At 74.7% G+C, this 13,234-nt stretch carries 15 protein-coding genes; 9 read left to right on the top strand and 6 right to left on the bottom strand.

The annotated features are described in order from the left end of the window. The first annotated feature begins 135 nt into the window (after window positions 1–135). Window positions 136–1,395, top strand: a complete 1,260-nt coding sequence (locus AOM02_RS01130) for an MFS transporter (protein WP_062295757.1) — start codon at window positions 136–138, stop codon at window positions 1,393–1,395. A gap of 64 nt (window positions 1,396–1,459) precedes the next feature. Then, the gene (locus AOM02_RS01125) at window positions 1,460–2,077 is read left to right on the top strand and encodes a YitT family protein (protein ID WP_062295755.1); all 618 of its coding nucleotides are present in this window, start codon (window positions 1,460–1,462) and stop codon (window positions 2,075–2,077) included. On the opposite strand, the gene AOM02_RS01120 is transcribed toward AOM02_RS01125, so the two are convergent. Beyond that, window positions 2,065–2,565, bottom strand: a complete 501-nt coding sequence (locus AOM02_RS01120; RefSeq protein ID WP_062295752.1) for a glutathione peroxidase — start codon at window positions 2,563–2,565, stop codon at window positions 2,065–2,067. The genes AOM02_RS01125 and AOM02_RS01120 overlap by 13 nt on opposite strands. A gap of 82 nt (window positions 2,566–2,647) precedes the next feature. Between AOM02_RS01120 and AOM02_RS01115 the strand changes: the two genes are divergently transcribed. After that, a complete protein-coding gene (locus tag AOM02_RS01115) occupies window positions 2,648–3,904 on the top strand; it encodes a DUF2254 domain-containing protein (protein WP_062295750.1) in 1,257 nt (418 codons plus the stop codon). After that, entirely contained in the window at window positions 3,901–4,794 is an 894-nt protein-coding gene (locus tag AOM02_RS01110) for an NUDIX domain-containing protein (protein ID WP_062295748.1), read from the top strand. Before AOM02_RS01115 ends, AOM02_RS01110 begins: the two co-directional genes overlap by 4 nt. On the opposite strand, the gene AOM02_RS01105 is transcribed toward AOM02_RS01110, so the two are convergent. Then, window positions 4,782–5,858, bottom strand: a complete 1,077-nt coding sequence (locus AOM02_RS01105) for a class I SAM-dependent methyltransferase (protein WP_062295746.1) — start codon at window positions 5,856–5,858, stop codon at window positions 4,782–4,784. The genes AOM02_RS01110 and AOM02_RS01105 overlap by 13 nt on opposite strands. A 70-nt stretch (window positions 5,859–5,928) precedes the next feature. Next, the gene (locus AOM02_RS14435; RefSeq protein ID WP_062295744.1) at window positions 5,929–6,555 is read right to left on the bottom strand and encodes an alpha/beta hydrolase; all 627 of its coding nucleotides are present in this window, start codon (window positions 6,553–6,555) and stop codon (window positions 5,929–5,931) included. Between the two features lie 57 nt (window positions 6,556–6,612). Here AOM02_RS14435 and AOM02_RS14430 point away from each other — a divergent pair, with 57 nt between their 5' ends. The 3 genes from AOM02_RS14430 (at window position 6,613) to deoD (ending at window position 8,581) form a co-directional block, all read left to right on the top strand. Beyond that, window positions 6,613–6,825 (top strand): hypothetical protein, encoded by a 213-nt coding sequence (locus tag AOM02_RS14430; RefSeq protein WP_062295742.1) that lies wholly within the window; start codon window positions 6,613–6,615, stop codon window positions 6,823–6,825. 105 nt (window positions 6,826–6,930) lie between these two features. Then, window positions 6,931–7,842: a PfkB family carbohydrate kinase gene (locus AOM02_RS01090; protein WP_082104798.1), complete on the top strand. Its 912-nt coding sequence runs from the start codon at window positions 6,931–6,933 to the stop codon at window positions 7,840–7,842. Window positions 7,843–7,876: 34 nt separating this feature from the next. Continuing rightward, window positions 7,877–8,581: a purine-nucleoside phosphorylase gene (deoD, locus tag AOM02_RS01085; RefSeq protein WP_062295737.1), complete on the top strand. Its 705-nt coding sequence runs from the start codon at window positions 7,877–7,879 to the stop codon at window positions 8,579–8,581. A 9-nt stretch (window positions 8,582–8,590) separates the two neighbouring features. On the opposite strand, the gene AOM02_RS01080 is transcribed toward deoD, so the two are convergent. Beyond that, window positions 8,591–9,304 carry a gamma-glutamyl-gamma-aminobutyrate hydrolase family protein gene (locus tag AOM02_RS01080; RefSeq protein ID WP_062295732.1) on the bottom strand — a complete coding sequence of 238 codons (714 nt, stop codon included), beginning with the start codon at window positions 9,302–9,304 and terminating at the stop codon, window positions 8,591–8,593. A gap of 148 nt (window positions 9,305–9,452) precedes the next feature. On the opposite strand from AOM02_RS01080, the gene AOM02_RS01075 reads away from it, so the two are divergent. Further along, entirely contained in the window at window positions 9,453–10,301 is an 849-nt protein-coding gene (locus tag AOM02_RS01075) for a Cof-type HAD-IIB family hydrolase (protein ID WP_062295728.1), read from the top strand. A gap of 24 nt (window positions 10,302–10,325) precedes the next feature. After that, the gene (locus tag AOM02_RS01070) at window positions 10,326–10,799 is read left to right on the top strand and encodes a hypothetical protein (protein WP_228373011.1); all 474 of its coding nucleotides are present in this window, start codon (window positions 10,326–10,328) and stop codon (window positions 10,797–10,799) included. A gap of 4 nt (window positions 10,800–10,803) precedes the next feature. On the opposite strand, the gene AOM02_RS01065 is transcribed toward AOM02_RS01070, so the two are convergent. Together AOM02_RS01065 and AOM02_RS01060 are read right to left on the bottom strand one after the other, a co-directional pair. Further along, a complete protein-coding gene (locus tag AOM02_RS01065) occupies window positions 10,804–11,970 on the bottom strand; it encodes an MFS transporter (protein ID WP_082104797.1) in 1,167 nt (388 codons plus the stop codon). Window positions 11,971–11,977: 7 nt separating this feature from the next. Next, the gene (locus AOM02_RS01060; RefSeq protein WP_062295726.1) at window positions 11,978–13,234 is read right to left on the bottom strand and encodes an aminotransferase class III-fold pyridoxal phosphate-dependent enzyme; all 1,257 of its coding nucleotides are present in this window, start codon (window positions 13,232–13,234) and stop codon (window positions 11,978–11,980) included.

The raw sequence follows: 13,234 nt of genomic DNA, 5'->3' as shown, positions 1-13,234 counted from the left end.
TCGGCCCGCCGTCGCGCGGGAATCGTTGCCGTCCGCCCGTGGTTCACTGGTCGGGCGGGGCGCCATCCCCCCTCCGCGCCCCGCCCCCGCTCGACGACGAGCGAGTCCCAGCTCCTCGTCACAGATCGGGCCCGCATGACCACGCTCAGCCCCGCGCGCACGCGCCTCGCCCTGCTCGCGCTCGCCCTCGGCGGCTTCGGCATCGGCACCACGGAGTTCGTCGCGATGGGGCTCCTTCCGGACATCGCGCGCGACCTGCTGCCGAGCCTCTACGCGCAGGACCCCGACGCCGCGATCGCCAAGGCGGGCATCGTCATCTCCGCGTACGCGATCGGCGTCGTCATCGGCGCGCCCACGATCGCGGCCGTGGCGGCACGCTTCCCGCGCAAGGCGCTGCTCACCGTCCTCGCCGTGGCCTTCACCGTCGGCACCGTGGCCTCCGCGCTGGCGCCCACGTTCGAGACCGTCGTGGCCGCCCGTGTGCTCGCGGGGCTGCCGCACGGCGCCTACTTCGGCGTCGCTGCCCTCGCGGCCGCCGACCTCATGGGGCCCGGCAAGCGCGGGCGCGCGGTCGCCTTCGTGCTGTCCGGGCTCACGATCGCGAACGTGATCGGCGTCCCCGTCATCACCTGGGTCGGTCAGCAGTCGGGCTGGCGCGTCGCCTACCTCGGCGTCGCGGCGATCTTCGCGCTCACCACGCTCGCGATCGCCCTGCTCGTGCCGCGGGCGCCCGGCGACCCCCACGCGACCGTCCGCCGCGAGCTGTCGGCCTTCGCGCGCCCGGCGGTCTGGTTCGCGCTCGCCACCGGCGCGCTGGGCTTCGGCGGCTTCTTCGCCGTCTACTCGTACGTGTCGCCCCTCGCCACCGAGGTGACGGGCACGAGCGAGGCCTTCGTGCCGCTCGCGCTCATCGTGCTCGGCCTCGGCATGACGGTCGGCAACCTCGTGGGCGGCCGCATGGCCGACGACGGCGCGATGCGCGCCGTGTTCCGCCTGTTCGGCGCCTTCGCGGGGTCGATGCTGATCCTCGCCCTCGCCTCGGGCACCGTCCCCGGGCTGCTGCTCGGGCTTTTCCTCGTCGGCGCGACCGCCTCGGCGATCTCCCCGGCGATCCAGACCCGCCTCATGGACGTCGCCGGCGACAGCCAGACCATCGCCGCCGCCGTCAACCACTCCGCCCTCAACCTGGGCAACAGCCTCGGCGCGTTCCTCGGCGGCGCCGTGATCGCCGCCGGCTGGGGCTACCTCGCGCCCACCTGGGTGGGCCTCGCGCTGTGCGTGCCCGGCGTCCTCGCGGCCGTCGCCGGCTGGGCCGTCACCCGGGTCCCGGCGGACGATGCGGTAGCCTCCTTGGCGGCCGACGACGACCGGGTCGCCGCGCGCCCCGGGTCCTGAGACCGGCCGCCGCCCCGACCCCGAAGGGGGCGACCCGCACGCCCGCGCATCACCGGAGGACCCCGTGACCGTCATCGAGCCGCCCGTCGACGTCAAGAAGCATGCCGTCTGGGAGGACGTGCTCGCGCTGCTGATCGGCTCGTTCCTCATGTCCTGGGGCATGTACCTGCTCAACGCCATCGACGGCGTGACCGGCGGCCTCGCGGGCGTCGCGTTCCTCACGAGCTACGTGTCCGGCTGGCAGCTGGGCGTCGTCTACTTCCTCATCAACGTGCCGTTCTACTGGCTCGCGGTGCGCCGCATGGGCTGGGCGTTCACGCTGAAGACGCTGTCCGCGGTGGCCCTCATCTCGGTCGGCGTGGGCCTGCACCCGCACTTCATCGACGTGGCGGGCATCGACCCGATGTACGCCGCGATCTTCGCGGGCCTCGCGGTCGGCACCGGCATGATCGTGCTGTTCCGCCACGGCGCCAGCGCCGGAGGCTTCGGCATCCTCGCGCAGTACCTGCAGAAGACCCGCGGCTGGCGCGCCGGCTACGTGCAGCTCGCGCTCGACATCGTGGTCATCGGCGCCTCGGTCGCGCTCGTCGAGCCGTGGATCCTGGTGTGCTCGGTCGTCGGCGGCGTGCTGCTCAACCTCGTGGTCGCGATCAACCACCGCCCGGGGCGCTATTTCGGCTGAGCCGGCACGGCGGCCAGCGCCGCCCGCACGTCCGCCGCGATCGACGCGGGATCGGTGGTCGGTGCGTAGCGACGGATCAGGCGCCCGTCCCGGCCCACGAGGAACTTGGTGAAGTTCCACTTGACGCGGCCGCCGGTGACGCCGCGCGTCTGCGCCTTGAGCCACCGGTAGAGCGGATGCGCGTCGCGTCCGTTCACGTCGATGCGCGCGAACATCGGGAAGGTCACGTCGTAGCTGCCGCGGCAGAACTCGCCGATCTCCTCCGACGTGCCGGGCTCCTGGCCCGCGAACTGGTTGCACGGGAAGCCGAGCACGACCAGGCCGTCGTCGCCGAGCTCGCGGTACAGCGCCTCGAGGCCCTCGAACTGGGGCGTCAGCCCGCACCGTGAGGCGGTGTTGACGACCAGCACCACCCGGCCCTCGTACTCGGACAGGTCGCGCTCGGACCCGTCCAGCGCGGTCGCGGAGAAGTCGTGCAGCGTGCTCATCGCTCCATTCTGGCACCGGCGCGTGCGGCGGCGGAACCGCCCCTGGGCAGGCAGGATGGAGGCGAGCACGGAGGGAGCGGCCATGGATGCGAGCGGGTGGCGCCTCGCCTTCGTGCGCTTCTCCCGGCGCCTGTGGGCGCGCCTCGCGGCCTTCGCCGCGGGTGCCGTGGCGGTCGCGCTGCTCGCGGGCGCGGTGGGCTCGTGGCCGTCCTCGGTGCTGCCGGTGGACCTGGGCGAGGACGCGGTCCAGACGCTGCTGCAGATCCTCGCCTCCTCCATGCTGGCGGTGACCACCTTCTCGCTGACCGTGATGGTGTCCGCCTACGCGTCGGCGGCGTCGGTGTCGACGCCGCGCGCGACCCAGCTCCTCGTGCGGGACCAGACCTCGCAGCACGCGCTCGCGACGTTCCTCGGCGCCTTCGTGTACTCGATCGTGGGCATCGCGGCGCTGTCGACCGGCTACTACGGCGAGGACGGGCGCATCGTGCTGTACGCGGGCACGCTCGTCGTCATCGCGATCATCGTGGTCACCCTGCTGCGCTGGATCCAGCACCTCGTCGACTTCGGGCGCATGTCCGACGTGCTGGATCGCGTCGAGGCCGCCGCGTGCGAGGCGGCCACCGCGTCCGCCCGGCGCCCGCACCTCGGCGGGGTGGCCCCCGTCGCGGTCCCGCCGCAGGCCTGGGCGGTGCCGGCCGAGGACGCCGGGGTGGTCACGCACGTCGACATGGCGGCGCTGTCCGCCGCGGCCGACGGCTCGGCGGTCCGGATCCATGTGCTCGTCCGTGCCGGCGCGGCGGTCGCCCGGGGCGAGGACCTCGCGCGCGTCGAGGGGCCCCGCGCGGACGACGCCGAGGCGGAGGTCCGGCGTGCCTTCATGATCGAGCGGCACCGGACCTACGACCAGGACCCGCGGCTCGGGCTGGTCGCCCTCGGCGAGATCGGAAGCCGCGCGCTCTCGCCGTCGACCAACGATCCGGGCACCGCGATCGAGGCGCTCAACGCGATCCAGCGCGTGCTCACGGCGGCGCTCACGACGGAGCCCGAGGCCGAACCCTCGCATCCCCGCGTCCACGTGCCGGCCGTCTCCTTCGCGGACCTGGTCGAGGACGGCGTCCGGCCGGTCGCCCGCGACGGGGCACCTCTCGTGGAGGTCGGCCTGCGGGTCCAGCGCGTGATCGGCGGGCTGCTGCGGATCGCGCCGCCCGCCGAGGCCGAGGTGCTGAGGGAGGCCTCGCGACGGGCCGAGCGCCGCGCGGTGGCCGGCCTGGCGGACCCGGGCGACGAGGACCTCGTGGCGCGGGCGGCGGCCCGGGCGCGCGGCGAGGGGGACGCGTGAGCCGCCCGCCTCGGCTGCGCGCCGATCGCGATCCGGGCGACAACTGGGCGGTCGCGCCCGACGGCACCCGCTACTGGGGCGCGTTCGGGGCGGCGGGGCTGCTCGCCCACGACCCCGAGCGGGGGATCCTGCTGCAGCATCGTGCCGCGTGGAGCCACCACGGTGGCACGTGGGGCATCCCCGGCGGCGCGCGCCACCAGGGCGAGGCGGCGCTGGCGGCGGCCCTGCGGGAGGCCGCCGAGGAGGCGGGAGCGCCGGCGAGCGCCCTGCGCGCCGAGGCGGTCCACGTGCTCGACCGCGAGGTGTGGACGTACACGACCGTCGTGGCCCATGTCGCGACCCCGTTCGAGCCTGTCGCTGGCGACGAGGAGAGCCTCGAGCTCGCGTGGGTGCCGGTCGACGAGGTCGCGACGCGCGAGCTCCACCCCGGCTTCGCCGCCTCGTGGCCGCTGCTGCGCGACACCCTGGGCCTGCGCCCCGCGCTCGTCGTCGACGCGGCGAACGTGGTGGGCGCGGTCCCCGACGGATGGTGGCGCGACCGGGCCGGGGCCGCCGCCCGGCTGGTCGGCCGGCTCGAGGCCCTCGCGCGCGCGGGCGTGGCGGCCGAGGACTGGGCGCTGCCGCTGCACCGCTGGTTCCCGCGCATCGTCGCCGTCGTCGAGGGCCGCGCCCGCGGCGTCCCCTCGGCTCCCGGCGTCGAGGTCGTCGACGCGCCCGGCTCCGGGGACGATGCGATCGTCGCCCAGGCGCGCGCGCTCGCCGCCGCGGGCCACGCGGTCACCGTGGCGACCTCCGATCGCGGGCTGCGGGCGCGGGTCGAGGAGGTGGCCGCGACGCGTGGCGCGGGGTGGCTGCTCGACGCGCTGCCGGACGCCGATCAGCGCGGGTGATGGAGCCGGTAGAACCGGAAGAACGCGAAGTCCTCGATGGGCAGGATCGTGACGTCGGCGAATCCCGCGTCCGCGGCGTAGCCCCGCAGCACGGCGGGCCGCATCACCGTCCCGGTGGCGGCCGTCGGGGAGGCCGACATGCTGTCCGGCAGGCACACGAGGATGCTGTAGCCGTACATCAGCCGCTCGACGTCGTCGCCGGGCTCGGCGGGCTGCTCGGCGACGGCCTCGTCCATCACGACCACGGCGCCGTCCTCACGCACGGCGGCGCGGATCGCCTCGAGGACCTCGACGGGCTGGGGCATGTCGTGCAGGGCCTCGAGCACGAAGGCCGCGTCGTAGGGCCCCTCGAGGGCACCGGCGTCCTGGTGCAGGAACTCGACCCGGTCGGCGAGCCCGGCGGCCTCCGCGTTGGCGCGGGCCTGCACGATCGACGGCTCGTCGACGTCGATCCCGGTGACGCGGGCCTCCGGGTAGGCGCGGGCGAGCGCGAGCGCCGACCATCCCGCGCCGCAGGCGACGTCCGCGATGCGCGCGCCGGGACGTCGCAGGATCGCGTCGAGGTCGGGCACGGCGGCGAGCGCGGGCGCGAGCATCGTGTCGAACCACGGCCGGTTGACCTCCGCCTGCGCCCATCGCGCATCGTCGCCGAGGTCGGCCCAGCTCACGCCGCCGCCGCGTCGGTACGCCTCGAGCAGGGCGGGCATCTGGGTCGCGGCGGCGGCCACCATGCGCGCGATCGGCGCCGCGTAGGCGAGCGACGTGCCGTCGGTGAGCGCCTCGGCCGCGCCCGGCGGCAGCGTGTACGTCCGCTCGCCCGCGGGCCCGCTGGCGATGACCATGCCCGCGACGGCCTGGTGCTCGAGCCACTCCCGCGCGTAGCGCTCGTGGGTGCCGGTCGTCTGCGCGAGGGACGCGGCGGAGTGCGGCCCGGACTCCGCGAGCGCGCGGTACCAGCCGAGCCTGTCGCCCAGATGGATCGCGAGCGTCTCCATCGCCGCCATCGCGGAGCCGACCACGTGGTCCGCCCACTCGTCCGCGGGGGCATGCGCCTGGGGTGACATGCCGGCTCCTCCCCGTCGCCCCGGGGCGGGCGACCGCCTGCCTCCATCGGAACCCAGCCGGCGCCGGTCGTCAAGCGGGGAGGTGCGTCTCCAGGAACGCGCGCACGTCCTCCATCTCCTCCTCGCAGATGGAGTGGCCCAGCCCCGGGTAGACGTGCGCGTCGACGGTGGCGTGCGTCGCCAGGAACGCGCGGGTGCGGGCGACCGCGTCCGGCCAGATCACCGGGTCGGCGTCGCCGCGCCCCCAGAACACCGGCGGCCGTGCCGCCGCGAGCGCCGCGTCCTCCGCCTGCGGGGCCTCGGGCACGAACCCGGCCAGGACCACGGGCGCGATCACGCGCGCCGGCCGCGTGCGCAGCAGCTGGAGCGCCATCAGGCCGCCCTGGGAGAAGCCGATCGGCACGATCCGCGCGTCGTCGGCGAGGTGGACGTCGACCCACGCCCACACGGCGTCGGTCGCGGTGTCGATCGCGTCCTGGTCCATCGCGCCGTCGGGCGACAGCGGGAACCACGCCGCGCCGCCGTAGCCCATCTCGAGCGGCGCGCGCAGGGAGGCCCACGGCAGGCCCGCGGGCAGCCAGCGGGCGATGCCGGGAAGGTCGCGCTCGTGCGAGCCGAAGCCGTGGAGCAGCAGGCCGACGGCGGGCGAGGCGGCGTCGGGGAGGACGGGGGAGAGGACCGAGCGGAGGTGTGCCACGCGCCCAGTATCGCGGTTCCCCGGCGGCGGACGTGCGCGCGCGTACGATGCGGTGGCATGAGCGAGCACACCCCCGGCGCGGACGAGGGTCGCGACATCGAGCGCGCACGCATCGTCGCGTACCTGGCCTTCCACGAGCACAGCGCCCGCGCCAAGGCCACCGCGGCGCAGTCCGACGAGTCGCGGATCTACCAGACGACGATCGCCAACGCGATGCAGGCCATGCGCGAGGCGATCGAGGGCGGCTTCCACTGGAAGGCCGACCTCTAGCCGCTGCCGTCGGGTCCCGTTGCGCCGCTCCCACCGCGCGCCTAGGGTCCAGATGACGGCTCCCACGGGCGCGCAACGGCGCGCGATCCCACGACAGGAGGCCCAGTGCACCGCGAAGTGACCGTCTTCGGCAGCGCGAACGCGGACCTGCGGGTGCTCGTCGACGCGCCGCCGCTGCGGGGCGAGGTGAAGGTCGCGCACGACCTCGAGATGGGGCCCGGCGGGAAGGGGCTCAACCAGGCCGTCGCGGCGGCGCGCATGGGTGCGCGCACCGCGTTCGTCGGGGCCGTGGGCACGGACGACCACGGCGCGATGCTGCTGCGATGCCTCGCCGAGTCCGGCGTCGAGGCGTGCGTCGACGAGATCGAGGGGCGCGCCACCGGCGCGGCCCTCATCGCGGTGGACGACGCCGGCGACATCACCGTGATCGAGCTGCCCGGCGCCAACGCGACGCTCGACGTGCTGTCGGACCGCGCGGACCACATCGTGTCCCACACCTCGGTGCTGCTGCTGCAGCTCGAGAGCCCCGTCACCGGCTCCGCGCAGGCGGCGTCGCTCGCGCGCGAGGAGGGCGGCCTGGTGGTGCTGAACGCGGGTCCGCGCGGCGGCACCGCCGCCGGCATGCTGCACCTGGTCGACGTCCTGGTGGCGGAAGAGGAGGAGGCGGCCGAGCTGGCCGGCATGACCGACGCCGGTCCGGAGGAGATCGCGGCCGCGCTGGCCGCGCGCGTGCCGTCCGTCATCGTGTTCGGGAGCCTGCGCGGCTCCGTGCTGGCCGACGTCGCGGGCGTGCGCGCGCTGCCGCGCTACGTCGCCCACGCGCTGGACGCCTCGGCCGTCACCGACACGTTCTGCGGGGCGCTCGCCGCCGGGCTCGCGCGGGGCGAGAGCGTCGACGAGGCGGCGACCCGCGCGGTGGCGGCCGCCGCGCTGGCGGTCCAGCGGCCGGGCTCCGCGGACTCGATCCCCACGCGGGAGGACGTCGAGGACTTCCTCGCGTTGCAGCAGGCGGGCTGATCCGGGGTCCGCGCGGTCGTGAGAGGGTGGCGCCATGCCTACGCCTCACATCCGCGCCGAGCGCGGCCAGATCGCCGACCGCGTCATCATGCCGGGCGACCCCCGCCGCGCCGAGCGCATCGCCACGGACTACCTCGAGGACGCCGAGCTGGTCACCGACGTGCGCGGCATCCTCGGCTTCACCGGCACGTGGGAGGGGCGGCGGGTCACCGCGATGGCCTCGGGGATGGGCGCGCCGTCGATCACCATCTACGCCACCGAGCTCGCGCGCGAGTACGGCGTCCGTCAGATCGTCCGCGTGGGCACGTGCGGCGGGATGAGCACGGACGTCGCGGTCCGCGACGTCATCATCGCGACCGGGGCGCACACGGACTCGGTCATGACGGCCAGCCGCATCCCGGGCGTCCAGTTCAGCCACCTGGCCGACTTCTCGCTCGCCCGCGGCGCGGTCGCGGAGGCGGAGCGGATGGGAGGGGACGCCGCGATCCACGCGGGCGCGGTGTTCACGTCCGACCACTTCTACCTCGAGCGCCCCGCGCTCACCGAGGCGCTGACGGCGCACGGCACGCTCGCGGTCGAGATGGAGGCGGCGGCGCTGTACGCCGTCGGCGCGGCGGAGCGGATCCGCACGCTGGCCGTCGTCACGGTGTCCGACCACCTCGTGACGGGGGAGAGCATGACCTCCGAGGAGCGCGAGACCCAGTTCGACGTCGCGGCCAGGATCGCGCTCGCGCTCTAGGCGCGGGGGTCAGCGCGCGGCGTACGCGCGGGCGGCGGCCACGAAGCCGTCCCACACGGCGGTGAGCTCGTCGTGCTCCGGGTGCCACTGCAGCGCGAGGCAGAACACCTGCTCGGGATCCTCGATCGCCTCGACGAGCCCGTGAACGCTGCGCGCCGAGACGACCAGGCCCTCGCCGATGCGGTCGATCGCCTGGTGGTGGTACATCGGCACCTCGCGCTCGAGCGGGTGCAGCCTCGCGAGCAGGGTGTCGGGCAGGACGCTCACGCCCAGCTCGCGGAAGATCGCGTCGCCCATCTGGTAGTCGTCGTGACCGACGACGTCGGGCACGTGCTGGTGGAGGGTGCCGCCGCGGGCGACGTTGAGCACCTGCGCGCCGCGGCACACGCCGAGCACGGGCATCCCTTGGGCCAGCGCCTCCCGCACGAGCGCGATCTCCCAGGCGTCGCGGCCGGCGCGGGGGGCGTCGCACGCCTCGTGCGCGGCCGCGCCGTAGGCGGCGGGGTCCACGTCGTAGCCGCCCGTGAGGTACAGCGCGTCGACGCGCGCGAGCACGTCGGCGACGTGCGCCGGATCCTGCTCGGGCAGCACCGCGACGAGGCCGCCGGCGGAGCGCAGCGGGGCGATGTAGGCGTCGGGCAGCCACACCGCCTCCATGTCGTGCCAGATGCCCGTGCTCGACTCCTCGACGTACGACGTGACGCCGATGACCGGTGCTCCCATGGCTTCCCCCCGGGGTGGTGGCGCGCACGCGCCCCCTTGGTGGAGGAATCTAGCGGTCCTGGGAGGCGCCGAAGACCACCCTGCAGCCGGGCGGGCGGCGCATCGTCCCCCGGCTAGGCTGGAGTCCGCCGACAGACCAGGAGGGACGATGACCCACGCCGACGCGTTCCACGTGCCGGACGGCCCGCACGACATCCGGCTGGTGGTGTGCGACATGGACGGCACGCTCCTCGACGGCGCCAAGCGCATCCCCGACGCGCTCTGGCCGCTCGTCGAGCGCATGCGCGAGCGCGGCATCCTGTTCGCGCCGGCCTCGGGGCGTCAGCATGCGACGCTCGCGCGCCAGTTCGCGCGTCTCGGGGAGGGGCTCGTCGTGATCGCGGAGAACGGCTCGTACGTCCGCCGCGGCGACGCGGAGATCTCGTCCTCGCCCATGCCGGCGGGCACCGTGCCCGAGATCGTCGCGGCCGTGCGCGCGCACGCTGCCGCGGGCTACGACGTGGGCGCCGTGCTGTGCGGCAAGCGCTCGGCGTACATCGAGCGCTCCGACGACGCGTTCCTGTCCCGCTCGCAGCCGTACTACGCGGCACTCGAGGTCGTGGACGACCTGGCGGCGGTCGACGACGACTTCCTCAAGGTCGCGGTCTACGACTTCGGCGACGCGGCGCACGACACCGCGCCCGTGCTGGCACGGTTCGACGGCGACCTCAAGGTCGTCGTGTCCGACCGGCACTGGATCGACATCATGGGCGCGGGCGTCGACAAGGGGGTGGCGGTGCGGCGCCTCCAGGAGGCGCTCGGCATCACGCCGTCGCAGACGGTGGTGTTCGGCGACTACCTCAACGACCTCGAGATGATGGACGCCTCGGAGCTCTCCTTCGCGATGGCGAACGCGCATCCCGACGTCGCCGCGCGCGCCCGGTACACCGCGCCGTCGAACGAGGACGCCGGCGTGATCACCACGCTGCGCCGGCTCCTGGACCACCCCGTCGGCTGATACCCCCTGGGGTATGCTCTCCGCGTGGACGTCCTGATCTCCCTGCGCCGCTGGCCGGCGCGCCGCTGGCTGGTGGCGCTCGGTACGGCGGTCGCCACGTACCTGTTCATCGCGCTGCCGACGGACCTCGTCCCGAACCCCGTGTTCGGGCGCGAGATCCCGCCCACCGCCTGGTCGTACTGGGCGCTCGCGCTGTCCGCCGTGCTGTCGGGCCTGCTCGCGGCGACGTACGTCGCGACGCCGGAGGAGGCGAAGGCGCAGCGCGACGGCAGGCTCGGCATGGCGGGCGCGTTCGTCACGTTCTTCGCGGTGGGCTGCCCGGTGTGCAACAAGCTCGTGCTGCTCGCGCTCGGCTACACGGGCGCCATCCAGTTCTTCGAGCCGATCCAGCCCTACCTCGCGGTGGGTGCGATCGTGCTGCTCGGGTGGGCGCTCGTGTCGCGCGTGCGCAACGAGTACGCGTGCACGCTGCCGACGCGCGAGCGCGTCGACGCCTGAGGGGCTAGGAGCGCGCCGCCGCGCGGAAACGCCCCACCGCTCCCAGCGCCGGCAGCAGCAGCACCGCGGCGAGCAGGAACGATGCGCCCATGCCCGAGCCGGTCGCGATGAGCCCGGGCAGCACCGCGCCGATGAGCGAGCCCGGGTACGTGAAGAGGTTGACGCGGGCGACGATCTCGTCGCTGCGGCGCGGGTCCAGGTCGCCCGCTGCCGCGTACGCGAGCGGCACCAGCGCGCCCACGCCCAGGCCCGCGAGCGCGAAGCCGGTCAGCGCGCCCCACTCGGTGCGCACCAGCCCCGCGACCACGAGCCCCGCCGCGGCGACGGCGACCGTCACGACGGCGAGCCGCGCCCGCCCGTAGCGGCGCACCACGAGGTCCGAGGTCAGCCGCGTGAGCAGGGTGAAGCCGGCGTAGACCGCGTAGCCGAGCGGGGCGACCGCCGCCGACGCGCCCACACCGTCCGTGAGGTGCACGGCGGACCACGTGGCGACCGTGGAGTCCGCCGTGAACGCCGCGAACACGACCATGCCCACCACGACGAGGCCGCGCCACGGCAGCGCGGCCCGGGCCTCGTCCGCGACGGCGGCGCGCTCGCGCGCGGGGTCGAGCAGGCGCGTGCCGAGCAGCGCGATCGCGCATGCCACCACGCCCGCGGTCGCGAGGCCCATGCCCGCGCCGGCCGACGTGGTCGCTCCTGCGGACATCACCAGGGCGCCCACGATCGACGCCGCCGTGTTCGCGGCGAAGAACGACGCCATCACCGCCACGCCCGCGCGCCGCTGCACGATCACGCCCTGCATCGCGGCCGACGCGTCCACGCAGCCGAGGCCGAGCCCGTACACGGCGAACAGCGCCCAGAACACCGGCAGCGGCACGGGCGCGGCCACCGCGAGCAGCGCGACGGCCTGCAGCGCGAGGCCGAGGACCACCGCCATGCGGGAGCCGAGCCGCACGGCGACCCGGTCGGCGAGCATCGAGCCCGCGGCCGCGCCGATCACGACAGTGAGGGTGATGAGCGAGACCGTGTCGTCGCTGATGGCGTAGCGGGCCTTGAGCTGCGGCAGCGCGGTCACCACGGTCGCGTAGCCGAGGCCCTGGGCGGCATAGGCCGCGTAGACGCCGGCGCGCGCGGTGCGCAGGGACGATGCGATGGCGGGGGACGCGCTCACGGTGCTCCTATCCGGCGGCGACGACGGCGAAGGCCTCGTCGGCGATCTCGAGCGTACGGGCGAGGTCCGCGTCGGTGAGGGAGGTGTTGAGGAAGTGGTTGTGGTGCGAGGTGAACCACACGCCGCGCCGCACGCACTCCGCGACCCACCGCTGGTGGAGGGCGAGCGAGTCGTCGTCGGCGAGGCGCAGGTAGAACAGCGCGGGCTCGCCCGAGGCGACGAGGGTCAGCCCGTGCCCGGCCGCCGCCTCCACCAGCCCCGAGGTGAGCGCGGTGCCGAGGCGCCGGAACATCGCGGGGGCGTCGAGCTCCTTGAGCCGCGTGATCGTCGCGATGGACGCGGCGAACGGCACGGCGCTCATCCAGTACGAGCCGGTGTAGGTGAGCGAGGCGACGGTCTCCCGCAGCTCCTCCCGGCCGCACAGCGCCGCGAGGTTGTAGCCGTTGCCGATCGCCTTGCAGAAGCAGATGAGGTCCGCCTCGATGCCGTAGTGGTGGTCCGAGCCCGCGAGATCGAGGCGCCACCCGGCGCGCACATCGTCCATGATGAGGACGATGCCGTGCTCGTCGCACAGGCGTCGCACGCCCTCCCAGTAGCCCTCGGCGGGCAGCTCGTTGTCGACGAAGTCGCCGTGCATGTACGGCGTCGAGATGAACGCCGCGATCTCGCCCCGGTGCTCGCGGAACAGGGCCTCGAGCGCCGCGAGGTCGTTCCACGGCACCATCAGGTTGTGCGCGACGTCCTCCTCGAGCACGCCGGGGTAGTCGAGCTTCTGCGTCCACGGCGCGACCCCGTGGTAGTAGCCCTTGACGAACACGACCTTCTTGCGGCGGGTCGCGGCGCGCGCGGTCATCACGGCGAGCGTGGTGGTGTCGCCGCCGTTCTTGGCGAAGAAGGCCCAGTCCGCGCTGGCGACGGTGTCGACGAGCAGCTCGGCCAGGTCGACCATCGTCGCCGACGGGATCGTGACCACGTCCTCCAGGGCGGCCTGGCGCCGCGCCGCCGCGTCGACCACCGGGTCGGCGTAGCCGAGGACGTTGGGGCCGTAGCCGCACATGTAGTCGAGGTACTCGTTGCCGTCGACGTCCCAGAAGCGGCTGCCCTGCGCCCGCTCGCTGAACAGCGGGAACGCGGCCTGCGGGATGTAGCAGCCCTCGGACGGGCCCTGGTGGCCCGGGATGCCGGCGGGGATGACGCGCTGGGCGCGGGCGAAGGCCTCGCGGCTGCGCGTGTAGGTGTACGGGGTGGTGGCGGTGACGGTCAT

The sequence above is a fragment of the Demequina maris genome, from assembly GCF_000971155.1.
Classification (GTDB): Bacteria; Actinomycetota; Actinomycetes; order Actinomycetales; family Demequinaceae; genus Demequina; species Demequina maris.
This window is presented reverse-complemented; position numbering and strand designations above follow the sequence as displayed.

Coding starts and splice junctions, on each gene's coding strand:
- AOM02_RS01130 (WP_062295757.1), top strand. CDS start 136: ATGACCACGCTCAGCCCCGCGCGCACGCGCCTCGCCCTGCTCGCGCTC.
- AOM02_RS01120 (WP_062295752.1), bottom strand. CDS start 2,565: ATGAGCACGCTGCACGACTTCTCCGCGACCGCGCTGGACGGGTCCGAG.
- AOM02_RS01115 (WP_062295750.1), top strand. CDS start 2,648: ATGGATGCGAGCGGGTGGCGCCTCGCCTTCGTGCGCTTCTCCCGGCGC.
- AOM02_RS01105 (WP_062295746.1), bottom strand. CDS start 5,858: ATGTCACCCCAGGCGCATGCCCCCGCGGACGAGTGGGCGGACCACGTG.
- AOM02_RS14430 (WP_062295742.1), top strand. CDS start 6,613: ATGAGCGAGCACACCCCCGGCGCGGACGAGGGTCGCGACATCGAGCGC.
- deoD (WP_062295737.1), top strand. CDS start 7,877: ATGCCTACGCCTCACATCCGCGCCGAGCGCGGCCAGATCGCCGACCGC.
- AOM02_RS01080 (WP_062295732.1), bottom strand. CDS start 9,304: ATGGGAGCACCGGTCATCGGCGTCACGTCGTACGTCGAGGAGTCGAGC.
- AOM02_RS01075 (WP_062295728.1), top strand. CDS start 9,453: ATGACCCACGCCGACGCGTTCCACGTGCCGGACGGCCCGCACGACATC.
- AOM02_RS01060 (WP_062295726.1), bottom strand. CDS start 13,234: ATGACCGTCACCGCCACCACCCCGTACACCTACACGCGCAGCCGCGAG.